At 36.6% G+C, this 23,663-nt stretch carries 22 protein-coding genes; 11 read left to right on the top strand and 11 right to left on the bottom strand.

Features of this window, described 5'->3' with window-relative positions; genetic code table 11:
• Positions 1-52 precede the first annotated feature (52 nt).
• A complete protein-coding gene (locus Q0590_RS08420) occupies positions 53-829 on the top strand; it encodes a hypothetical protein (RefSeq protein WP_302037068.1) in 777 nt (258 codons plus the stop codon).
• Positions 830-918: 89 nt separating this feature from the next.
• Here the strand turns inward: Q0590_RS08420 and Q0590_RS08415 are convergent, their stop codons facing one another.
• Complete coding sequence (locus Q0590_RS08415; RefSeq protein WP_302037067.1) at positions 919-1,098, bottom strand: ribbon-helix-helix domain-containing protein; 180 nt, start codon at positions 1,096-1,098, stop codon at positions 919-921.
• A gap of 236 nt (positions 1,099-1,334) precedes the next feature.
• On the opposite strand from Q0590_RS08415, the gene Q0590_RS08410 reads away from it, so the two are divergent.
• The 4 genes from Q0590_RS08410 to Q0590_RS08395 are packed head-to-tail and all read left to right on the top strand — an operon-like array spanning position 1,335 to position 2,537.
• Positions 1,335-1,601 carry a hypothetical protein gene (locus Q0590_RS08410; protein WP_302037066.1) on the top strand — a complete coding sequence of 89 codons (267 nt, stop codon included), beginning with the start codon at positions 1,335-1,337 and terminating at the stop codon, positions 1,599-1,601.
• Positions 1,588-1,872, top strand: coding sequence for a hypothetical protein (locus Q0590_RS08405; protein WP_302037065.1), 285 nt, complete (start codon positions 1,588-1,590; stop codon positions 1,870-1,872). Before Q0590_RS08410 ends, Q0590_RS08405 begins: the two co-directional genes overlap by 14 nt.
• 5 nt (positions 1,873-1,877) lie before the next feature.
• Positions 1,878-2,114: a hypothetical protein gene (locus Q0590_RS08400; protein WP_302037064.1), complete on the top strand. Its 237-nt coding sequence runs from the start codon at positions 1,878-1,880 to the stop codon at positions 2,112-2,114.
• A gap of 3 nt (positions 2,115-2,117) precedes the next feature.
• Positions 2,118-2,537 (top strand): hypothetical protein, encoded by a 420-nt coding sequence (locus tag Q0590_RS08395; protein ID WP_302037063.1) that lies wholly within the window; start codon positions 2,118-2,120, stop codon positions 2,535-2,537.
• 153 nt (positions 2,538-2,690) lie between these two features.
• Here the strand turns inward: Q0590_RS08395 and Q0590_RS08390 are convergent, their stop codons facing one another.
• The 3 genes from Q0590_RS08390 to Q0590_RS08380 all read right to left on the bottom strand — a co-directional run bounded on the left by Q0590_RS08390 (position 2,691) and on the right by Q0590_RS08380 (position 5,764).
• Complete coding sequence (locus Q0590_RS08390) at positions 2,691-3,449, bottom strand: MBL fold metallo-hydrolase (protein ID WP_302037062.1); 759 nt, start codon at positions 3,447-3,449, stop codon at positions 2,691-2,693.
• Between the two features lie 70 nt (positions 3,450-3,519).
• Positions 3,520-4,134: a hypothetical protein gene (locus Q0590_RS08385; protein ID WP_302037061.1), complete on the bottom strand. Its 615-nt coding sequence runs from the start codon at positions 4,132-4,134 to the stop codon at positions 3,520-3,522.
• Between the two features lie 238 nt (positions 4,135-4,372).
• A complete protein-coding gene (locus Q0590_RS08380) occupies positions 4,373-5,764 on the bottom strand; it encodes a saccharopine dehydrogenase C-terminal domain-containing protein (RefSeq protein WP_302037060.1) in 1,392 nt (463 codons plus the stop codon).
• Between the two features lie 185 nt (positions 5,765-5,949).
• On the opposite strand from Q0590_RS08380, the gene cdd reads away from it, so the two are divergent.
• Positions 5,950-6,432 carry a cytidine deaminase gene (gene cdd / locus Q0590_RS08375; protein ID WP_302037059.1) on the top strand — a complete coding sequence of 161 codons (483 nt, stop codon included), beginning with the start codon at positions 5,950-5,952 and terminating at the stop codon, positions 6,430-6,432.
• A gap of 1 nt (position 6,433) precedes the next feature.
• On the opposite strand, the gene Q0590_RS08370 is transcribed toward cdd, so the two are convergent.
• From Q0590_RS08370 to Q0590_RS08345, 6 genes are all read right to left on the bottom strand, one after another.
• Positions 6,434-8,335, bottom strand: a complete 1,902-nt coding sequence (locus tag Q0590_RS08370) for a LysM peptidoglycan-binding domain-containing protein (RefSeq protein WP_302037058.1) — start codon at positions 8,333-8,335, stop codon at positions 6,434-6,436.
• Positions 8,336-8,554: 219 nt separating this feature from the next.
• Positions 8,555-9,196, bottom strand: coding sequence for an O-methyltransferase (locus Q0590_RS08365; RefSeq protein ID WP_302037057.1), 642 nt, complete (start codon positions 9,194-9,196; stop codon positions 8,555-8,557).
• Positions 9,197-9,316: 120 nt separating this feature from the next.
• The gene (locus Q0590_RS08360; protein ID WP_302037056.1) at positions 9,317-10,552 is read right to left on the bottom strand and encodes a M16 family metallopeptidase; all 1,236 of its coding nucleotides are present in this window, start codon (positions 10,550-10,552) and stop codon (positions 9,317-9,319) included.
• A 110-nt stretch (positions 10,553-10,662) separates the two neighbouring features.
• Positions 10,663-11,229 carry a C40 family peptidase gene (locus Q0590_RS08355; RefSeq protein ID WP_302037055.1) on the bottom strand — a complete coding sequence of 189 codons (567 nt, stop codon included), beginning with the start codon at positions 11,227-11,229 and terminating at the stop codon, positions 10,663-10,665.
• Positions 11,230-11,244: 15 nt separating this feature from the next.
• Entirely contained in the window at positions 11,245-12,921 is a 1,677-nt protein-coding gene (locus Q0590_RS08350) for a L,D-transpeptidase family protein (RefSeq protein ID WP_302037054.1), read from the bottom strand.
• Between the two features lie 463 nt (positions 12,922-13,384).
• Positions 13,385-14,524: a cystathionine gamma-synthase gene (locus Q0590_RS08345; RefSeq protein ID WP_302037053.1), complete on the bottom strand. Its 1,140-nt coding sequence runs from the start codon at positions 14,522-14,524 to the stop codon at positions 13,385-13,387.
• A 373-nt stretch (positions 14,525-14,897) separates the two neighbouring features.
• On the opposite strand from Q0590_RS08345, the gene gldJ reads away from it, so the two are divergent.
• The gene (gene gldJ, locus Q0590_RS08340; RefSeq protein WP_302037147.1) at positions 14,898-16,067 is read left to right on the top strand and encodes a gliding motility lipoprotein GldJ; all 1,170 of its coding nucleotides are present in this window, start codon (positions 14,898-14,900) and stop codon (positions 16,065-16,067) included.
• A 58-nt stretch (positions 16,068-16,125) separates the two neighbouring features.
• Here the strand turns inward: gldJ and Q0590_RS08335 are convergent, their stop codons facing one another.
• A complete protein-coding gene (locus Q0590_RS08335; protein WP_302037052.1) occupies positions 16,126-16,608 on the bottom strand; it encodes a ComF family protein in 483 nt (160 codons plus the stop codon).
• Positions 16,609-16,921: 313 nt separating this feature from the next.
• Here Q0590_RS08335 and Q0590_RS08330 point away from each other — a divergent pair, with 313 nt between their 5' ends.
• The 4 genes from Q0590_RS08330 (at position 16,922) to Q0590_RS08315 (ending at position 23,608) form a co-directional block, all read left to right on the top strand.
• Positions 16,922-17,266: a carboxymuconolactone decarboxylase family protein gene (locus Q0590_RS08330; protein ID WP_302037051.1), complete on the top strand. Its 345-nt coding sequence runs from the start codon at positions 16,922-16,924 to the stop codon at positions 17,264-17,266.
• Positions 17,266-17,613, top strand: coding sequence for a hypothetical protein (locus Q0590_RS08325; protein WP_302037146.1), 348 nt, complete (start codon positions 17,266-17,268; stop codon positions 17,611-17,613). The genes Q0590_RS08330 and Q0590_RS08325 overlap by 1 nt, the downstream gene beginning before the upstream one ends.
• 655 nt (positions 17,614-18,268) lie before the next feature.
• Entirely contained in the window at positions 18,269-20,035 is a 1,767-nt protein-coding gene (locus Q0590_RS08320; protein ID WP_302037050.1) for an ABC transporter substrate-binding protein, read from the top strand.
• A gap of 228 nt (positions 20,036-20,263) precedes the next feature.
• Entirely contained in the window at positions 20,264-23,608 is a 3,345-nt protein-coding gene (locus Q0590_RS08315; protein ID WP_302037049.1) for a DUF4175 family protein, read from the top strand.
• Positions 23,609-23,663 lie beyond the last annotated feature (55 nt).

Raw genomic sequence — 23,663 nt, 5'->3', positions numbered from 1 at the left:
AATATTTCTTTTATTCCTTAAAGTTTACCGATTAACCTCCTTAAAGCTAATTATGAAATTATTTTCAGAAAAGAATATTCCTATTCTAATTATTGCTACAGGTCTGCTTTTCGCATTACTAGCTCCATTCTTTTTTACACGTCCTGCTTTCCATACCGCTTTACAATTTAATAATACTGGCGCAATTGGGGATACTATTGGCGGTATTACAGGCCCAATATTAAATTTTGTTGGATTGCTTTTAGTCTATTTATCATTTAAGCAGCAATTTAATGCTAATAAAAGCCAATTTGATAGAATTGATAAGGAACGCAACTTTGAATTAACACTAAGATTATTAGAAGATTTTAAAAAACATAATAGTGCTCCAGATTTTGAAGCTATTAAATCAAATATCATTGCAAGTATGTATTCTAATATTGGAAGCTATAACCAAGATATGGGGCTAGTAAAATATGGCAGTATAACAGCAGAGGATTTACATAAAAAAGAAAGAGAGCAGTTTGAAAGAATTTTAAGACAAGAGTATTATGGAAGTGAATTCAACTCTCTGTTGTTTTTAGCCTCGCAAATTTTAAACAAGATAGAAACTTTACAATTTTATCATGAAGAAAAAGAATATTTAGAAGCTAGTTTTGACTATTTATTATTTGATAAATTTAATCATTCTGAGTTTTCCGAACTACTAAATTTCCTAAATAATGAATATAGCGAAATAGGCACAGTTATCGTGAACAATGATTACATTAAAAATGTAACGCTAAAAACAAATTTCTTTATAAAAATGAATCACCTTAATTCTTACATGATAAGAAGAAAAATACATTGATTTAAATTAAAATCTTTTTTGACTGGCTATACCCGTAACTTGATGAACTTTGTCGTTGAATGAATAATTTCATACTTTATAATGGTTCATCATTGACTATTTTTTCTCTTCTCAAACTCATCAATTTCTCTCATTAAAAGGGAACGTAAAAAATCAGATAGATTACTAAAGCCTTTTTCTCTGGCTACCTCCTCTCCTTTCTCTACAGCTTTCTCAGTAAGGCGTATGCTTCTGCTTACTTTGGGGTTATCAACTTTTGGTCTGGCCATTCAATTACGGTTTATTCAAATATAAAATAAATGTGTTGCATTAATAAAAAGTTGAATAAATTAATAATTAACGTACCCCATTTATTTGTATTAATGTAATACATTTACTATATTTGTTATACGGATTTGCACCCGTTCCCAATATATCAAAAGACATTCTAGAAGCCTTGAAGCTCAAAGGTGGGGAGTATTGGCCCCGTGCAAAACCTGAGAGCTCCAAGGTTTTTTCTTTTAGCATGTACACCTTTCAACTACCTCCGCAACAAACGAATCAAGCTAGATTCGTACGCCCGGCCCAGGCTAAGCTGGATCACTACAAAGAACAAACCGACGAAATGCTGGAAACGACTCATGAGCTATTACTGGCCTATGACCTGGTGAAAGACTACAGCAAGCAAGATGCCTCCTACTACTTGGAAATGTATCACTGGATGAACGCCAGATATGATTACGTGATGAGTTATGCCATGAGCTTTATTCCTGTTAGCCATGCGACATATTAAACCACGTCAAAGCTTTGAGGCTTATCTATACGGCCAGAAGCTGATAAGCATTGATGAGCAGCCAGAGCCGGTGGCAGCTCCTGTTACGGATGTATTCTCATCCGATGATGATAAGTTCAAGCAACTCGTAGAATATACCAGGCAGTTCCGGCACTATCAGAAGCTATACTTTGCTAAGACTAAGAAAGGCGAGTTTGCTAAAGATGAGCAGCACTTTATGATGAAATACCAGGAGAAAATTGATAACCTATTAAAACAAATTTCATTTTAGCTATTATGTCCACACAAACACAACTTCCATTATTAAAGGCAAGACTTGAAAGTTTTTCTCTGGATGAGACCTACATTGACTTCTGCCAGAAATGCAAAGCAGATACTGAATTTAAGCCCTTTCAAATGCAGGCTATAGATACAAGGGCATTTGCTAGGCTCGCCTGCCTAACGTGTAATACACCTATCCGCTGTGTATTTGAAGATCAAAATATAACTATTTATTCACCCTTAACTTTTTAAAACATGTCAGTAGTATTAGAAAATGACCGCCTTGTAATCTCTATCAAAACAGGCTCTCCTGAAGAGGAAATAGTAAACCTTCAAAAGAATTTACTCAGACTGCTTTCTGATCAACGGGAAGATGCAAACCATGATAATTACTGGGTACTATGGCTATTGCAGGAAATGATGCCAGACAAAAACAGTTTTCAGAATGCCAGTACCGGCAATAAGTTTGACATTACTGCGATTAAAGAAGTACTCTTTTCCTATTACCCCGGACAAATACTTGAATCTTTACTCAAGGCTCAGACTTATCTATGGAAGTATGCAACTATTCAAGAAGGCAGAAGTGTGGAAATAGAAGATATTGTAGGAGATCTAAGCTGTTTAGCTAAGGCTGTTGAGGAGGGTTTTAAGCAGCAAAAAGTAGCAATTTCTTAGCTTTCTGTTTCTATTTTGTTACTCATTAGCTCTTAACTTATTGATAATCAGCAATAGGTTATACTCTTATTAAGAGTGTAACGGACGAGCATACAGAGATAAGTAATGTCATCTCTGTATGAGACCATTTTGTAAATATCTCTAGGGTTACTGCTACGTACCAGGGTACCAATTTTTCAATTTCACCTCTATTTTACTATTGCCTGTAGTTACAGCTTTTTTAAATGCTTCTGTATCACTTAAGCCATTTTGCCCGCGGTAATGATATGGATAGACAAGCTTAGGTTTAAAAGCCAATACGGCTTCTGCTGCCTGGTTTACATCCATTGTGAAAGGCAAGTTCATACACACAAAAGCCACATCAATATTTTTAAGGGAACGCATTTCAGGAATATCTTCTGTATCACCAGAGAAGTATACATTCTTGCCTCCGATGGTTAATACATACCCATTTCCACGGCCCTTGGGATGCCTGGAATCTGCAGTTTCTGGCAAATTATACATTGGAATAGCAGTAATGCTTATACCTGCTTGTTCTGTTTTATTCCCATTGGCCACAATTACTAAATTGCTTTTATATTTCTCCGGAAGTTGCTCTGCCACCGCTTGTGGTACTACCATTTTGGCTTTAGAAATATCTATGCTCTCCAGAGTTTTAAGATCCATATGGTCTCCATGTATATCAGTGATCAGAATTAAATCCGGAGCAGCTATACCTGTATAAGCCTCTGCACCACCATAAGGGTCTATATAAATCGTTTTGTTATCCCAGGTAAGTACCGCACTCCCATGCAAAATGGGTTGTATAGTCAGCGTACCTTTATTGGTTGATATCTGATCGGCAGAAGATCTTTGGGCTATGGCAGAGCTTATTAGTATAGTAAAACAGAATAAAAAGATTGTACGGATCATAGGAAGGTTATCTTGAATACTATTAACTAATTCTGTAATGGTTTGTTGGCCTTATGAGTAAAATCTTTTATTATGAATTGCTGAAATAGGCAAAGAGCATCGTGCCTATAAAAGAAAGGATTGCTATTGAAGCTAATACGGCCACGCCTATCAATAGCTTATCTATAAAATACACACCTTTTTCCTTTTTGGTGGGTTGGACTTGAACTTGGGATGATGGTTTTAATTGATGAGATACTTTTTCTTGAAGAGATTGGATAATGATGTTTTGCTCTCTGGTACGTTCTGATAACATACCTATATTATTGTTTAATCCTTCAATAGCTAAGGATAAGTTCATTATAGTGGCATTTTTAGATTCAATTTCATCCTTTAAATCTTCTATGCGCTTGTCTTTTTCATGTAATAACTCTAAGGGATGCTGCTTAACTGCTTCTTTAAATTGTACTACTTCTTGTTCAAGGGATTTTAATCGTTCATAATCAACACTTATAGGCAATTGCATAGCTTTATTTTGTGGTGGATAGGAAGTATACAGAAACAAATCATTTACATATAGTTTACCTTCAACATCATATTTATAATCTCTTCCTTTTAAGCCTTTTCTACATAATCTCCGAATGCTTGCATCGCTCATACCCGTAATCTCGATGGCTTCCTTAATAGATACATATTGCTTATTCATACGCTTAGGCTTTAGTATACCTATGAATTTAATGGAATCCTTGTTAAATTCCTATTCAATACAGATTTTAATTAAAATATTGAGCATAATAACTAGCATTACATTTACCTATAACTACCTATGCTTTTATATTTGACATGTTGGTTTCTAATTAAAACTTTTGTTGAAGAAACTGTTACATCATATAAGAAAAAAGCCCCAATAGAGAGCTATTGAGGCTTGCAAAGAAGTGGTTATATTAAGCTGATAAATGTTGACTTTTTTTAGATTCTTCGTCTTTAAATTCTACACCTAATGATTTTAACTCTTCCATTACCGGCGCATATATTTCTTGCCAAACAGGAATCTGTACCCCTCTTGGAACAATTTTTCCTTGTAATACTAATTTTGCTGCTACTGCCAATGGTAAACCTACTGATTTTGCCATTGCTGTATGTAAATTATCTTCTCCTTTGATAATCAGTGATGAAACTAAACTTCTTATCTCACCCTCAATTTCATATTTGAATTGATGCTGCATAATGACCATATCTTTATCGCCGGGTGAGAGAATCCATTTTTTTTCTAGCAGTTCCTGAAGTATTTGTGCTGGTGTAGCGTTTGGTAAATTTATTTTTTCATCTTCAAATAAACCTAACCATTTTATTTTCCGCATTTCTTCAGAGTCTTCCGCCAGTCCCATATATGCTGCTACACGTTGCTCGACTGATTTTTCTACATCAAACCTGTTTGATAAAAAAGTAGTAATAAAATCCAGGTAAGTCATATTTTCTGAATTTTCCAGCGTATAACTGTCATCAGTTATGCCCAGTCTAACTAGTATCTGCCATGTTTTGCAAAAACCTGTTTTCCGCAATGTTCCTCTCATAATAGTTGTAGCCTTTTGTAAGCCATATATATCTTTATAAGATAGAGAATCGCGGTTACCATAGGCTTCCATTAACCCAAAATCGTCTACATGCACAGGTTCTGCCCGGTCGAATATCTGGTGAGGCGGAATATATTTATACTGGCCATCTTCCATATACTTAACTGTGCTCTGGCCGGCTACTACTACATTCCGGGGGTTCCAGGTAAATTTGTATCCCCAGGGATTATCATCAGATTCCGAAGAAACTAAGCCACCACAATATGATTTATATGAAATAATACTTCCTCCCTGAGATCTAATCTGGTCAATTACCTGCATAGCCGACATATGGTCAATTCCAGGGTCTAATCCCATTTCCATCAGAATAAGAACATCTTCTTGCAAAGCTTCTTTATTTAATTCTTTAATTTCAGGAGAAATATAGGAAGCTGTCAGCAAGTGCTTTCCAAACCGAATGCAAGTACGTGCCACATGAATATGATAAATAGCAGGCAGCATAGAAATTACTACATCTGTCTGACTAATTTGTTTTTCTCTTTGTTTCTGATCAAAAATATTAAATAAAATAGCATCTACATGTGCATAGGGTGCTGTTTTACGCTGCGCCTGCGACAAATCTGCATCTCCCACCGTCAGGTGCCAGCCATGCGTAGGAGCTTGTTCAGCTAAATATTCAATCAAATAAGTAGATGACCTCCCAGCCCCTAGAATTAATATTTTTTTAAGTTGAGATTCTTTATTATCGAAAGAATTAAACATATGAATAACGGCTTTAGGTGCTAATGGATAATTTTTTGTTTAAAATTTGTATATCTATGCTTAAGTAAAAAATGAATAATAGGAATATATCAAGATAATTTTTAATCCTAGGTATATTCTATTACATTTAACCTTACTGTAGATACAAAATTTGTCTACCCACTAAATTAAACGATTAATGAATTATGAAAAAACTAGATTTAAATATTTTTCTTTATGAATATAACGCAGAAGAATTGGATAAATTTGATATTAACCTGCTAGAAAAAGCGAAACAAACTTGCCAAACAGCCTATGCTCCCTATTCAAATTTTTATGTAGGAGCGGCTTTACTACTTGCAGATGGAACTATTGTTTTGGGAAGTAATCAGGAAAACGCTGCTTATCCATCAGGGCTTTGTGCGGAGAGAACGGCTGTTTTTGCTGCCAGTGCCAACTATCCGAAGCAGAAAATAATGGCTATTGCCGTAGCTGCATGTAAGAAAGATGCCTTAGGTTTTACATCTGTTGCTCCATGTGGGGCATGCAGGCAAGCCTTACTGGAATATGAAGTAAAACAAGAAGCTCCTATACGGTTGATAATGCAAAGTGAGAATAACAAAATTTATGTCTCTCCCTCTATTAGCAACATGTTACCTGTGCAATTTTCTATACATCAGCTGAAATAATTTATTTAGCTTGTTTTATCTTTAACGTCTCCCCTACCGCAACATTATAATCTGTTTTGTTATTCCATTCCTGTAATTCTTGCACGGTTACTGCATGTGCTTTAGCTATTTTGTATAAGGAATCTCCTTTCTGAACAGTATATTCTTTAAACTTGTCCGCAGAATCATTGCTCGTTTGTACTGGTTCAGACGGAGGCGCCACCTGTAAAGCTTGGCCAACTTTTATGCCCTCTGTTTCGGGAAGGTTATTCCATAGTCTAAGTTGAGCTACAGTAATAGCATATAATTTAGCTATTGCATACAGTGTTTGTCCGGTTGTTACAGTATGTACCTGTGTTTGTTCACCAGTTGTTTCTCTATCATCGGGCAATGAATCTACAGCTTGCTGTACAGGCGAGGTTGATGCCTGTTGAATGGGTACCGTGTCAGCTTTTATTTCTGTTAAAGTCTCTATTGGCGAAGTGGATTCTGATGAAGGAGGCGTTGACGATACTGGAGACGTTGCTATAGATGGTTGTTCAGCTTTTGGAGACGTTGTTTTTTCAGGTTGTTTTTCGACAGTTGTAGCAGTTGATGGCTTGCTAGAAACTATTTTTTCTGATTTAACAGGTGCTTTCTCCACTGGCTTAGAAGCTATTGTAGTGGCAGGTTTAGGTATGTTTCTGAATTCAACAGGTTTACTGGCAGGCCGGATATCACGTAGCCATAATACTCTGCCATGTTTTAGCTTTTCGGGTCTTTTCATCCGGTTCTTCCGCATGAGGGCTTTCATCGTGATACCATACATTTGTGAAACTTTCCATAAAGTCTCTCCCTCAGTTACAATGTGTTCCTCTACCCTTGCTCTGCTTTTCTTTTTGCGCAGATAATATACTTCGCCCGGAATAAGAGCCTCGTTACCTTTTAAATCATTGTATTGCAAGAATTTTACCCGGTCTATGTCTGCTTTCTGGGCAAGTTTTGCGCTGTTATCTCCGGGTTGTGCTTGTATGCCCGGCTTACCATTAATGGCATATAATATAACTTTATTGCTTCCTCTAATGCGGTTCTTTTTAGCTTTTAATTCCGGAAAAGCCGCTGTTAGCTTAGCCTGATATGCAACCGGAATCACTTCTTCCTCTTCTTCGGATACATTTTCTACAGGCAAATTTGCCCGTGGTACATTTAATTTTGCTAAGAGAACTTCTGCCTGCTGCGTAGGCGTGGGGAGAATCACAATGTAATCACGGTCTTCCGGAACTCTTCTCCGGTTAAGCCATTTATTATACAATTCCAGTTCAGCCAGAGGGACATCTGTTTCTTGAGCTATTTCTTCCAGGGTTTTTCCTTCACAATCCGGATATTGCAACAAGGTTACCGGGAGATCTGCCGACTTATCTATGGCATCTTCAAAGGCTATTTTGTGTGCCAGGAATTTAAGTATATACCAATGGGTATTGTTGTCAATATCCATTTTCTCAGCCCCAATGTGGCGTTGGTTCACACTACGTTGTGTACCTCCCAGCCCATTATTATAGGATTGGAGTGTATAAATCCAGTTTTGCAGGTAAAAATTATTTCTTTTTAAATAGCGGGCAGCACCGCGGGTAGCGGCTATAATATGTTTACGTTCATCTACATCACGGTCTACCACCATACCTACTTCCAGAGCCGATTCTTTTTTAAATTGCCAGTAGCCTACAGCATTCGACGTAGATACGGCATCAGAGATCAGTGAGCTTTCTTGTACAACAAGGTATTTAAAATCGTCTGGTAAGCCTTCTTCTGCCAGTATCTGCTCAATTAGGGGAAAATACATATTGATGCGGTCTACTTTCAGCTGAAAATACTTGGAATTGCTGGTTAACGCTTCTACATCGGCTGCAATCTTTCTGCGGGCCGACTCATGAATGCGCAGTTTCATGCCGGCAAATTCCATATATTGAGGAACCTCTTTAGCGAATGTAGTACAGATACATAGGAAACAAAATAGTATTGTAAGATATAGGTGGTGTTTTTGAGACATATGTAGTGGTCGGTTTGTTTTGAAACTCTACGTAAAAGCAGATTATTGTGTTCTTACACAAATATCATGTTAATTTCTGGTTGCTTCAACAAACTTTTTACCAACACGTCGCATTCTCTACAATTTGCGGGCAACTAACAAACCATCGCGGATGGGGAGCAAAATGTTTTCTACCCGTGAATCTTGCTGCACTTTTTTATTGTAATCCAATATGGCTTGGGTATCTACATCTACTTTTTTATGCGTTTGCTCAACAACTTTTCCACTCCACAATACATTATCGGCAATAATATATCCGCCTGGCCTTACTTTATCGAATACCAAATCGTAGTAAGTAGCATAGTTGATTTTATCTGCATCAATAAATACGAGATCAAATGTTGCTTTAAGCTCAGGAACTATTGTTAAAGCATTTCCTATATAATACTCCACATTATTTTCTATTCCTGATTCTGCAAAATAAGACCTAACCTGCTCTTCCAGCTCTTCGTTGATATCTATGGTATATAATTTACCATCTTTCTGCAAACCTTCAGCCAGGCATATAGCCGAGTATCCAGTGAATGTACCTATTTCTAAGATAGCCTTTGGCTGGATCATGTGAGAGAGCATAGCAAGTAACCTGCCTTGTAAATGACCAGAAAGCATTCGCGGTTTCAACACATTGGCATGGGTTTGCCGGTTTATTTTCTGAAGAAGTTTTGTTTCTGCTGTTGTGTGAGTTTCTACATAGGCAGTTAACGATTCATCGAGTATCATTTATTTCGGATGATGATGTAGTGAAATGGTAGCATCGGTATTCAATTAATAACAACGTATGATTGAGTAACATACGTAAGCTCATTAAATATAAATTTATAAACCTTGCAAAGTTAATCTCTACTGTTCAGGCAGAAAGGTTAAAAGGCTTAGCTCATCTTGGGCAAACATTTCATTTGCTAAATCTTGTAATTCAGCTGCTGTAACGGTTCGGATACTATCAAAAATTTCAGCAAGCGTATCAATCCGATTTAAATCCAATATGCTTTTACCCATCATCAGCATAAAATTTAAGTTACTTTCCTCAGCCATGGCTAGTTGCCCCATCAGTTGCTCCTTAGCTGCATGCAACTGAACAGTACCCATTTTCTTCTCTTTCAGCAATTTTAATTCCTTCTGAACCAAAGCGATACTTTTATTTAACTGTCTTTTTTCCGTACCGAAATATACAGCCATAAAACCTGTATCTATATAAGGTGTATAAGTAGCCTCTATTGAATAAACAAACCCGTATTTTTCACGAAGTGCCAGGTTTAGGCGTGAATTCATACCTGGGCCACCTAGAATATTAATGAGCATAAAAAATGGTAGCCGCTTACTATCATTTAATGCGTAGGCTGTGCGGCCAATAGCACATTGCGCTTGTGTAACGCTACGTGTTTTTTCTATCTGCTTGGGTTTGTAATTTGTAAAAGGATCTCTGACATGTTTAGCAGAAAATACAGGAATATGAGCCAGATACTTTTCAGCCATTTTCACTACTTTGGAGAAAGGCAAATTACTCACTGAAGAAAAAATAATCCGCTCGGTATTGAGATTTTCCAGAATAAACTGTTTGAAGTCTTCCTTATGAAAAGACCGGACACTTTCGGTAGTACCTAAAATATTATTGCCTAACGAGTGGTCTGCAAAAATTACATTATCGAAATCATCCTGAATGGCATCTTCCGGGGAGTCGTAATACATGGCCATTTCTTCCAGAATTACACTGCGTTCTTTTTCAATTTGCCGTTCAGGGAATACAGAGTCAAAAGTGATGTCGGTGAGCAGTTCAACTGCTTTTTCAAAATGTCTATCCAATACGGAGGCATGAAAGCATATTTTTTCTTTGGTGGTATACGCATTCAGTTCTCCACCTAGTGACTCTAACCGATTGATAATATGAAACGACCTGCGTTTTTTGGTGCCTTTAAATGCCATATGCTCCCAGAAATGAGCTATACCTTGTTGATGAGGCTTTTCGTCCCGGCTGCCAATATCTAAAATAAAACCGCAATGAGCTATTTTGGTATACGTTACCTGTTTATGAAGAATGCGTATACCATTGGGTAAGGTAAATATATTGTAATCTTCCATCTTTATCTCTCAACATACAAATTTACTCAAAAGTTGAAAAGAGCCCTTGGAAATTTAATTTTGTACACCCTATCAGAGCCAGCTTTAATTAGGCTACTGCTTGATTTTGTTTACTGTTCACTCTCAGGTAGTACCCTTTTTACTTTTAAAAACCTCCGCTTATAGTTTGGCCGAGCCAACGAATCATATTTTACATATGCCGAACTGGTTGCCGAAGACGCATGAACAAATTTTAGTGGTTCTCCTGGCTTAGATACTACAATACCCACATGGCCCACTTCCGGATTATCGGGGCTTGTTCCTCTGAAAAAGACCAGATCGCCTGGTTGGGCTATACTTGTATCTACTTCCATACCTAATTCCGCTAAGTGGCGAGAAGAGTGTGGCACTTCTACATCATACTTTTTAAAAACATAATAAATAAACCCTGAACAGTCAAATCCGGTGGTATCTCTGCCAGCTACTTTATAAGGTACACCTGCTAACGATGAAGCGTAATTTACTATTTTTTCACTTAGCCTTGAAGTAGGTTGTTCAATCGAATCTATGGAGGTAGGAGAAGTAATTTCTATATCTGGAGTTTCACTGTCTGTATCATAGGTAACATTGTTCCCTGAATCGCAGCCCGTATTATAAACTAACAGCAAGATTATGAACCCTTTTAGTTTCTGAAACATACTATCTCCTACCGCTTATAATTTACTCAATTGATTTTCTTTCCTGGTAATGGCTCTCAGTTGTACTTTATCGTGCCCATAAATATCCTCTCTGAAGTTAAGTATTCCTTCTTCGTCCACCCAAGCGGTACGGTATACAATTTGTACCGGCATTTTTTTAGGCAGTTTCACATTTTCTGGCTTTTCCTTTTTCATATATTCTTCCACTTTTTCCTCATCCCACTTGAGTAAATATTTAGCCAGTTCAGCGGGTTTCTCCAGCCGGATACATCCATGACTTAAATTTCTTTTCTTTTTCTTAAACAAGTGGTCGGCAGGGGTATCATGTAAATAGATAAACAAATCATTAGGCATCATAAATTTAACAGAGCCTAAGGAATTCTCAGGTCCTGGATTTTGTACAATACGGTAGTTAAAAGTTTCCGGAGTAAACTGCACCCAATCCACTTCATGAGGGTCCAGAGCAGTGGTATCTTTCACATCCCAGGTTTCATAAACAGACATATTGTGCTCCATCAGATAATCTGGATTTTTTTGTAGGATAGGCAACATTTCTTTTTTTGCAATGGTAGGTGGCACTGTCCAGTCCGGAGCAAATACAATGTATTCCAACGTATCGGTAAATACTGGGGTAGACGTATATTCCTGGCCTACAATTACATTCATCACTAACTCTTTCTTCCCTTTGTCAATTGCCTTAAGCCGGTATTCAGGTGTATTTACCAGAATATATGTATCGCCAATGCTGTCTGGCAACCAACGGATTCGCTCCATATTAAGCTCAATCATTTGAACAACCTCATTTACCGGCTTGTTTAGCCATTTTATTGTTTCCCTGGTAAGTTTTCCATCTGGCTGTATGCCATGACGTTCTTGAAAAGAGCGGATAGCTTCCTCTAATTGATTATTTTTTGCCGAATTCTCTACCTTGGTTGAATCTAGTTCGCCTGACATCGCCAACCTTTTTCTAACGATCGTAGCTGTTTCGTCAGACATAGTTTTCTCAGCGCTTCTTTCATTTGTTAACAGAGGCCATCCTCCTAATTTTATTACTTCTCTATGCCTAGCCAGCTGGCTTTTTAGCTGATTGTATTGAGCAATAGCTGGTGATAATTCATTCAATGATTGCCTGATACGTTTATTAGTAAGAGCTTCTTCCAGATGAATAGCCAGATCCTTTTTCCGGGGATGAACAAGCCATAAAGTATCTAGTTGGTAAGGATCTATTCTGCCAGAAAGCAAATGGGCTCCATAAGTCATATAGGAAGCAGTCATCATAAAGTCCAATTGTACAAGTTGTTTGTATAGTGTACTATCGTTTTTTACGGTTTTATCAGCATTTTCAACAAACAACTGATTTTTTAACTGACTTATTTCTTCCAGTTTATAGTTGGACGGCTCAAGGCCCTCCTCATATGCTTGAGTAATTGCCTTTATTAACGAATCTGCCTGGGGTTGCAACTCACTGCTTGTTAGCCATGCCAGTTGGTACTTTCTATTCTTGTAAAAATTATCAAAATCTTTTTTTACATACTGCCTAATGCTTTTATCTTTAAAATATTCTGCCGCTTTGAATGAAGCCATTTGCTGCTTCATTTCTTTTTCAAGTTCTTTTGTGTTATCTTCTTCACTCCTATTACACGCCACTCCTACTAATATACATAGTAGAAAAAAAATATTTTTCTTAAACATGTTTCTTAAATTATTTATAAAGCTAATCTTCCAATAAATTTCAGGCATATACGTAATTTATGGCAATACGTATGGAATAAACAATCAAAAGTTTTGGAGGAAACACGAATTATCTTCTGTAGAGATGATAGCTAAAAACAGGCTATATATCGAAAATATATAATCAATTATCGAAACAATACAAATAGTGTTTAGTTTTTACCGTATATTCTCAGATACAAAATAGCCCTTGCCTATGAATACAAAATATACTCCTGTAATTGAGCCCTCTCCACTCCTGGTAGGAATTGGAATTGGGTTTATTAGTGGCTGTTTGGCTACTGTACTCGTTCTTATTTTAGTTCTATAAACTTTTCTTGTTCAGCTTATCAATAATTCACTAGCTCTTTGAGCCTTTGTACAAATAAAAAGCCTGTATGAAATATGAATCATACAGGCTTTATTTCTTATTATCTGTAACTACTTAGCCAATAGCTTGTTTTAGATCATCAATTAAATCTTCGGCATCTTCTACGCCAATACTTAATCGAATAAGTGTATCTTTCAAGCCTGCTTTCTCACGTACTTCTTTTGGAATACTCGCATGCGTCATGGTAGCCGGATGCGTACATAAAGATTCTACGCCACCCAGAGACTCAGCCAGAGAGAATACTTTAAAACTTTCCATCACCCGTGTAGCATCTTCCATATTGTCTCCTTTTAATGTAAATGAAAGCATGCCGCCAAAATCTCGCATTTGACTCTTGGCAATAGCATAATTATTATGGCTTTCCAGACCTGGCCAGTATACCTTACTTACTTTAGGATGTGATACTAAAAACTCAGCAATTGCCCGGCCGTTTTCACAATGTCTTTGCATGCGAAGGTGCAGCGTTTTTATGCCGCGTAAAACCAAAAATGCATCCTGAGGACCACTTACTGCGCCACTCGCATTTTGAATAAAAGCAAGCCGGCTATGTAAGTCGTCATCATTTACAATAAGCGCTCCCATTACTACATCCGAATGACCAGCCAGGTATTTTGTAACTGAATGCATGACAATATCAGCTCCCAAATCCAATGGATTTTGAAGATAGGGTGAAGCAAAGGTATTGTCAACAGCTACCAGTACCTGATGATTTTTAGCAATTTTTGCAGCGCCAGCTATATCTATTATATTTAATAGCGGATTGGTAGGGGTTTCCAACCAGATTAACTTAGTTTGAGAATTGATATAGGTTTCAATAGATTGTATATCATCCATATTAATAAAATGAAACTTTATGCCAAAGTTCTGATAGATCTTTGTGAAAATTCTGTACGAACCTCCATACAGATCATTGGTTGAAATAATTTCATCTCCGGGCTTAAATAATTTCAAAATGGCATCAATAGCTCCCATGCCAGATGAGAAACATAATCCATATTTTCCATTTTCCAGCGCCGCCAGATTGTTCTGTAAAGCATCACGGGTTGGATTTTGTGTCCGTGAATATTCATACCCTTTATGCTTTCCCGGCGATGCCTGCACATAGGTAGATGTTTGATAAATGGGTGTCATGATAGCTCCAGTAGTTGGATCAGGATGTACACCGGCATGTATGGCTTTTGTTCCGAATTTCATATAATTGACTTAGTTAGATTAATGATTAAAACGTATGTCCGAATACTATGTATCGTAAATGTTCTTTTTGCAAGTCTATGGTACACCCAATTGAATCTGTTAGAATAAGCAAATTATTTTTGCATTTTTCCTTTACTTTTGTTCTTCAAGTTTGAGTGATAGGTAGCAAATTGATTCTATTTATTACATAATGCCTTTTTAGCGTTCTTTTTTAATATTATTACAATTGTTTCCTGCAATTTAGCGTTAGATAGTAAGATTTATAGAACAACAAAATTTATTTTGAATAAAATCTATAGTATATTAGCACTCCTCTTAAAGAAAAATAAGAAAACAGGTTATGAATAAAAATTTTAGCATACTTAAAACCGTTATGCTTGCCATTATAATAACGGTATTTGCTAGCGCTTGTAAAAAAGGGAAGCATCCTACGGCCGCCAATCCTGGCAATAAAAGTACGGCTACTGGCCTAGTTTACAATGAAGATGATGGCTTTCAGGTTCCAGATTTTGCAGGCCAACCTGCCGGACCTAACCTAGTTTTTATTGAAGGAGGCCGTTTTACAATGGGTTCTGCTGAGGAGGATATTTTAAATACAAGAGACAATCTTGAGAGAACTATCAGTATTCAATCCTTTTTTATGGATGAAACTGAAATCGCTAATATTCACTGGCTAGAGTATCTATTTTATATAGAGCGTGATTCGGGTGGGGTTGATGGTGAATTTTATCAGTCTGCTCTACCTGATACTACTGTTTGGGCCAGTGAGCTTGCTTTCAACGATTCGTATGTGGATCATTATCTGAGATATCCTGGTTTCAGGTATTTTCCGGTAGTTGGTGTCTCCTGGGAACAGGCAGTGGATTACAGTACTTGGAGAACTAATGTTGTTAACTATAAATTGGCCCAGGATGCCGGTGTTGAACCCCCTGCCGATGGTGGACGCATTCCGTTGGAAACAGGTGTTGTGTTACCAGAATATCGTTTACCTTCTGAAGCTGAGTGGGAATACGCTGCTAAAGCATTAATTGGTACACAGTATTTAGACGAGAATCAAACAAACGGACGTTTATATCCATGGGATGGACATGCTTTACGTAATCCATATGGCAAACAAATGGGTACTTTTTTAGCTAACTTCAAACGTGGACGAGGCGATTATGCAGGTATAGCTGGTAAATTAAACGATGCTGCTTTAATTACTGAACAAATTTATGCGTATCCACCAAACGATTTTGGTTTATATAACATGGCAGGTAACGTAAGTGAGTGGGTATATGATGTGTACCGTCCGCTTTCTTTCCAGGATTTCGATGATCTTAACCCAATCAGAAGAAATGGATTTTTGGATAAATCCTCTAGTTACGATAAAGCTAACTTTGGCTCATTAATAGATGACTCTGTACGGGTATATAAAGGCGGTTCTTGGAAAGACGTAGCTTATTGGATGGCACCTGGTACAAGAAGATACTTAGAGCAAGATTCAGCTACTTCGTTTATCGGTTTCAGATGCGCAATGATCAATGCTGGAACCAACAGATAATAGCAATCAACAAAACTAATATGTAACAAAAAGCCTGCTGATAGCAGGCTTTTTGCTTTTAAGCTGTTGCAATAGTAGCAATACTTACTTCCTTACAAGCTGCCTCTACTAATGTTAGTGCACATGCCTCTAAGGTAGATCCGGTAGTTACTACATCATCTACTAACAGAATACGTTGGTTAGCTATTACTGTAGCATCTTTTACACAATATACATCTTTTACATTCTGCCATCTTTCTAATCGCCGTTTGTTAGTTTGCGTTTCATTAAAAGTGCCTTTTTGTAACACATTCTGGTACCAGGGCAACCCCATAGAGTCTGATAACCCTTTAGCAAATGTATCACTTTGGTTGTACCCACGCTTTTTTAATTTATCTGGATGTAAAGGTACAGGCAGGATGAAGTCAAACTCTTTATTCAAACTTGCAGCACTAAGTTCATGCCCATACCAGTGTCCGAGTGTAATACCTATTTGCTGGTGCCCATTATATTTTAATTTATGTAATACCTTCTGCACGTTGCCTTGTTTTGTAAACTTCAAATAAGCCCAGGCATACCTTAGTGGCACTTTGCCCCAAAATTTTTGAAGCACTTCTGCACTACTACTCAGGTGATGATTTGTAACTGGCAAATTGTATTTACAATGGATGCATATTGATTCTTCGCCTCTTTCTAAAGGTCCTGAACACATTAGGCAATATTCCGGAAAAAGCATCGAAACGAAGTCTGTGAACATACGGTGCATAAGATACTAAATCAAATAAAGGAGATTGATCCAACTTTAATTTACTTATTTTCCTGGGTCTCGCTTATATTTTGTAGCTTCGCATAAGGTATATAATGTAATTAATACAATGGATTTAGTTGAAAGTTTCAATGACTATAGAAGCCGCATGAACGACAAAATCATGGGAGCTGATAATATTATTTTAAAACGAATTTTTAATCTGGATACCAATTGTTATGCGCCGGGTTCAGTTGATGTAGTTACCAAGGAAATGATTGGACTAGCTTGTTCGATGGTATTGCGATGCGACGATTGTGTAAAATACCATTTAGGTAAGTGTAAAGAGCTAGGCGTTTCAAATGACCAAATGTTTGAAGTATTTGCTATTGCCAATTTAATTGGAGGAACTATTGTAATTCCTCATTTGCGACGTGCTGTTGAATTCTGGGAAGCATTAAATGCCAAACAATGATGCAGGCTGAAGATAACGAACTCAATTTGAAATGGAATGTACTTCTGGATAAACTCCAAGAAGCAGTAGGTAAACGTCCGGCTGATTTAAATGCTGTATTGTTTTTAATAGGTGTACAGGAGCTTGGTCAGGGCATCAAACAATTTTCAAAGGAGCAGAAACAAGATTTGATGCATATTGCTATATGTAAGCTTTTGAGTTATTCTGGCATCTATGAGTTTGTAGGTACCGACGAACAAGGTTGGCCACACTGGAAGCTTGTTAAAAATTTGCCTTTTTTAGATTTACTGGATCAAGAAAAATTATTAAAATCTTTGGCTATTGACTATTTTGAAAAAGAGGTGTAAAAGCTGAATTACTTGTTTACTGCTATTTAAACACATCTTAATTTAAATTTTTACCTGCAAACTTGCCTTTTTAAGAAGCATTTTGGCTTGCTATCTATTCTATTTCAATCCCTCTCAACTCTTTTATTTAAGTCTTTCTTGACCCGTTGATTTTTTTTAATAGTAAAACATTGAGAAATATAGTACTACAACTATTCATTTCTCATGTATTCAATGTTCTTAGGGCCATGTAATACTTAAAGTTGGAAAAAGATTAATAGGTCTCTTTTGCTACTTTTTTCCGAATCCTTACATCTTAGAAGGTTTTTTAAAGCGATAATCTGCCTTATAGTACACCCTTATCACTCAACTTTTGCCAAAAGCTTGTAAATTTATAGAGTTCAGTAATCTTTATTTATGGAAGGCGTGAAACGGATAGAGGACGGATAACAAATGAATGTTTAGTATACATACTCTAATACTTTCTCGATTCATTTATTGAGAACTACTTTAACCTGATTTTTGAAGGTATTAGCAATGTATATAATTTTTTATTTTATGCCTTTATATTTCTGATGTTAGATTTTTTGTGCATTGTCTAACTTATTTGAACCTATCCTTCTAATTTACATCGAATCATTTGCTATTTCTTAGATCCTAATAATTAATTATTTCAATGAAGGTATCTTATTTATATATTATTCTCTTTTCAGTAGTGTTCTGGTCGTGCGACAATACACCGAAGCGTTCTACTATAAAAAGCAATTTGCCAGCTGAAGCCAAAGGAAATAGAAGCTATGGAGGTGTGTTCAGACTAAGCGAAGCAGAGTACATCAAAAGCCTTTATCCACCCAATATTACTGATGCTTTTTCGTACCGGGTAGCGGCACAGACATATGAAGGGCTTTTTAAATTCAATAAAGAAAATCTGGAAGTAATTAATTGCTTGGCCGAAAATCATCAGGTAGATGCTTCTGGTACTATATACACGATTAAGTTAAAAAAAGGTATATTTTTTCAGGACGATGCTTGTTTTGAGAATGGTATAGGGAGAGAAATGGTTGCTAGTGATGTAAAGTTTTGTTTTACGCAGCTTTGTACGCAGAGTCCAACAAACCAAAATTTCCCTATTTTCAAGGATATCCTTAAAGGTGCAACTCAATATTTTGAAGCAAGTGCAGGAGGAAAAAAACCTTCTTTCGAGGTAGAAGGAATCAAAGTTATTGATGATTATACCTTGCAATTAACACTTGAAAAACCCTCATCCGTACTGCTTTATAATCTTGCCGGGCCTGCAACCTTTATATATCCTAAAGAGGCTTTTGACAAATATGGCATTGACATGCGTATTAAACCTGTAGGTACCGGACCGTTTAGACTCTCTGATGTTGATGAAAATATCTCTATGGTGTTCAAACGTCATGATAAATATCATGGAGTAGATGAGTTTGGCAATAAACTGCCTTTTCTGGAAGCAATCAGTATTCAATTTATCAAGGATAAAAAAACAGAGTTGTTCGAGTTTAAGAAAGGCAATTTGGATATGCTTTACCGGTTACCCACTGAATTTATTATAGAAATCTTAGAGGAAACCGGAAGTAATGCTGCTGGTACAGAATATGCCCAATACGATTTGCAGCGGGCTCCGGAGATGCTTACACAGTTTCTGGCTTTCAATACGCAAGACAAGATATTTGCAGATGTTAATGTTCGTAAGGCTTTCTCTTTTGCTATTGACCGGGATAAGATTTTAGAACAGGTATTAAATGGAGAAGGTTTTGCTGCCGGTACGCATGGTATTACTCCTCCCTCCTTCAAAAATTATGACATCAATCAAATTAAAGGATATACTTTAGATGTAGATTCAGCTAAATATTATCTAGCAAAAGCTGGTTACGCCAATGGGAAAGGCTTTCCGGTGGTTACTTTGCAGTTGAATTCAGAAGGCGATAGAAATACCAACGTAGCGGTTGAAATACAGAAGCAGTTAAAAGATAATCTAAACGTCACTGTTAATTTGAATCTTGTTCCAATGGCACAGTTGGTTGATAATAGTATTTCAGGCAATTATAATTTTAATCGTATGGCCTGGCAGGCAGATTATCCTAGTGCCGAAAACTTTTTATGGATATTCAATGGAAAAGATGTGCCAAACTCTCCAAAATCTGGATCATTTCCCAATATAATGCGTTATAGAAACAATACCTTTGACAAGTTCTATACACAGGCATTAAATGCAAAAAGTATTGAAGAAGCCAATCGGTTGTTTTTACAGGCTGAACAGATAATAATGAATGATGCCCCTATAATTGTGTTGTGGTATGATGAAGGATACAGGTTAATTCAGTCGTACATCAAAAATTTTCCTAATAATCCTATGCAATATAGGGACTTCTCAGAAGTTTATTTAGAGAGGGCAAAAGATTCTAAACAAGAAATATAACAAGCTGTTATGTTTTCCTGTATAAGTGTTTTACCGATCAATATAATTTAGTAAATTATAGATTGTAATCCGGATAAATTTAGCAGTTCAATCTTTATTGTTCAATGACGGGCAGATCGCTTTCCCGTTGTTGAACAATTTATCAATTTAATAGCTTTAGATAGAATATTGCTTTACCCGACGATTATTTAATCTACATTATTTCGTAAACTACCTATTCTATTTTATATGTCCGATTTATCTTACCAAAACTTATTAGATAGGTTAACCGAGTATAAAAAAAAATACTACAGTAACTTATTGGTCCGGGGATGTATTGTTTCCCTTGCATTACTACTTTCGGCTTATCTATTTGTGAATACGCTGGAATACTTTGGGCAGTTTAATCCGGTATCCCGTGCCATCTTATTCTTTTCTTTTATTACTGTTCTGTTGTTCTGTGTGGTTTATTGGATTATCAATCCATTGTTAAAATTATACAACATTAATAAGCCGATAAGTGATGAAGAGGCAGCGGTACAAATCGGAAAATATTTCCCTGAGATAAGTGATAAACTGCTGAATACAGTACAGCTGCATTCATTAAGCAGTTCACAAAATGAATTATTGCAGGCTAGTATTGCTCAACGGACACAGCAACTTAGCTTGATTCGATTTTCGGACGCTGTAAAATATGATGAGAATAAGCGGTATCTCAAATATGCTGCTATTCCTACTTTACTTATCATTATTATACTCATATTCGCTCCTCAGTTCCTAACCGAAAGCTCTGCACGGATTGTTAATTTTAACAAAGCCTATGTTCCTGCAGCTCCCTTTTCGTTTACGCTTCAAAATTCTTCCTTAGACGTCTTCAAGAATGAAGATTTTACTATTTATCTTAACTTAGAAGGAAAGGCTATTCCCGAAGCAGTTTACATTACCTACAACGGCAGAAACTATAAAATGAATAGTCTGGGAAACCACAGCTTTTCGTATACCTTCTCAAAAATTCAGAAGGCTATAGATTTTTCATTTGATGCTGCCGGTTTTACTTCAACTACTTACTCACTAAATTTAATTACCCGGCCAAGTTTAACCCAGTTTAATGCACATATTTCCTATCCGGATTATTTAAACAGGGTAGACGATAAGCTAAACAATGTTGGAAACTTGGTTGTGCCAGAAGGTTCTCAAATAGACTGGGAATTTTCTTCTTCTGAAGCCGATAGCTTGCTTGTGTATTTTGAATCGGATAGTGCTTATGTACCAGCCCAAAAGAAGGCTAGGAATAGTTTTGGTTTTAATAAACAAGCTTCTGTTTCTGAACCTTACCGCATAAAACTGAAAAACAATTTTGGTTCTAACAAAGAGGATATTAATTATTTCCTGGAAGTGATACCTGATCAGTATCCAAAAATATCAGTTGACTATTTCAAGGACACTACTTTGTTTAATTATATTATTCTAGGAGGCAACATTTCGGACGATTATGGCTTAAATAAATTGACTTTGTTTTATAAAATAACTAAAGCAGGTTCATCTCCAGATAATAAGCCTTATCAATCTTTTCCAATTGGCATCCAATCCAAACAGGCTATACAGAATTTTTATTATCAATGGGTATTAGATAGCTTAAAACTATCTCCCGGCGATAAGCTTGACTATTTCGCTCAGGTCTGGGATAATGATGGAGTGAATGGTAGTAAAAGCACACGCTCTTCAAACTTTACATTTCAACTACCTTCTATTAATGAACTGGAGAAAAACTTGGAAAAAGAAGCTGAGCAGGCTAAGGGCACGATGAACAGTACGTTGAGTCAGGTTGATAAGCTGAAAAAAGATATTAGTAGTTTAGAAAACCGGCTAAAGTCAAAAAAGAATCTAGATTTTCAGGATAAGAAACTTATTGAAGATATCCTGAAAAAGAAAGAAGAACTCACAAAGAAGATTGAGGAAATGCAGAAACAGATGGGCGTCATGAATGAAAAACGGGACCGCTTTTCTGAAAACAGCAATCAGCTTTCTGAAAAAATGCAGCAATTACAAAAGCTTATGGATGAATTGCTCGATGAGGAAACCAAAAAACTTTACGAAGAACTTCAAAAACTTCTCGAGTCTAACCGCAATAATTCGCAGGATATATTAGAAAAAATTAATAAAAAAGAATCTAATCTAGAGAAAGAGATTGCCCGTGCTTTAGAGATGTTTAAGCAAATTCAGTTTGATCAAAAGTTAGAAAAGGAGATTAATGACTTAAACAAATTAGCTGAAGAGCAAAATAAGCTGAGCGAAGAAACAAAAGAAGGAGATGAAAATAAAGATAAAAACAACAAACTATCTGATGAGCAAAAGCAACAGAAGCAGGATGAATTGAAGCAAAAACAAGATGAATTGAAACAGAAGTTTGATGAAACAAAAGAATCCATAGAAGAACTAAAGGAGATGAATAAATCTTTGGAGCAACCCAGTGAGATGCAGAATACCTCCGAAGAAGAAAAAAACATTTCAGAGGAACAGCAAAAAAGCATGGAGCAGCTTCAAAATAATCAAAACAAGAAAGCTTCTCAATCTCAGAAAAATGCTGCTCAACAGATGAAAGACATGGCTTCTAAGCTTTCTGAAATGCAAAATGAGATGGAGATGGAACAAGCGCAGGAGAACCTAGATCATCTGAGAGACATTCTTGAAAATCTTATTACGCTTTCTTTCGATCAGGAAAAGTTAATGAAAGATTTCAGAAACGTAAATTTGTCAGACCCCCGCTTTGTTAATCTGTCTCAAGAACAACTGAAATTAAAAGATGACGCTAAAATTATTGAAGACAGCCTGTATTCATTAGCCAAGCGGGTTTTCCAAATAGAATCTTTTGTAACCCGTGAAGTAAGCTCTATGAAGGAATACATGGATGAAAGTGTACAAGGCATTCGGAACAGACGATTGAATGTAGCTACTGGTAATCAGCAACTGGCCATGACATCTATGAATAACTTGGCTCTCCTTCTAAATGATGTTCTTAAACAAATGCAAAACCAGATGTCGCAAGCCAAATCTGGAAAGCAACAAAAGTCCAAACAGAAAAGTCCAGGTTTAAGCCAGCTGCAACAACAGCTAAATGAAAAAATTCAGCAACTTCAAAAGAGCGGAAAATCCGGACGTGAATTATCTGAAGAATTGGCAAGACTTGCAGCCGAACAAGAAATGATCCGGAATGCGCTAAAAGAACTAGAGAAAGGTAAGATGAAAAACCGCGATGGCAAAGATGCAGATGGTGGATCTATGGGTGAACTTATGAAACAAATGGAAGAGACTGAAAAAGATTTGGTGAATAAAAAAGTTGACCCTAAAACTGTTGATCGTCAGAAGGAAATTCTTACCCGGTTGCTTGAGTCAGAAAAAGCCATGCGTGAACGTGACGAAGAAGAAAAGCGGAAAGCAGAACAAGCTAAGGACAAACCACGTAATGTACCTAGTCAATTTGAGGATTACATTAAGGTAAAGGAGAAGCAGATCGAATTATTGAAAACAGTACCTCCTGCCCTTTCACCTTATTATAGAAAAGAAGTAGATGAATACTTCAAGAAAATAGAGTAAACCCTTATATTTGCTTGCTTTTCAATTATGATTTATAAGAATAATTATTGTAACT

It is taken from the genome of Rhodocytophaga aerolata (genome assembly GCF_030503435.1).
GTDB classification, from domain to species: domain Bacteria; phylum Bacteroidota; class Bacteroidia; order Cytophagales; family 172606-1; genus Rhodocytophaga; species Rhodocytophaga aerolata.
This window is presented reverse-complemented; position numbering and strand designations above follow the sequence as displayed.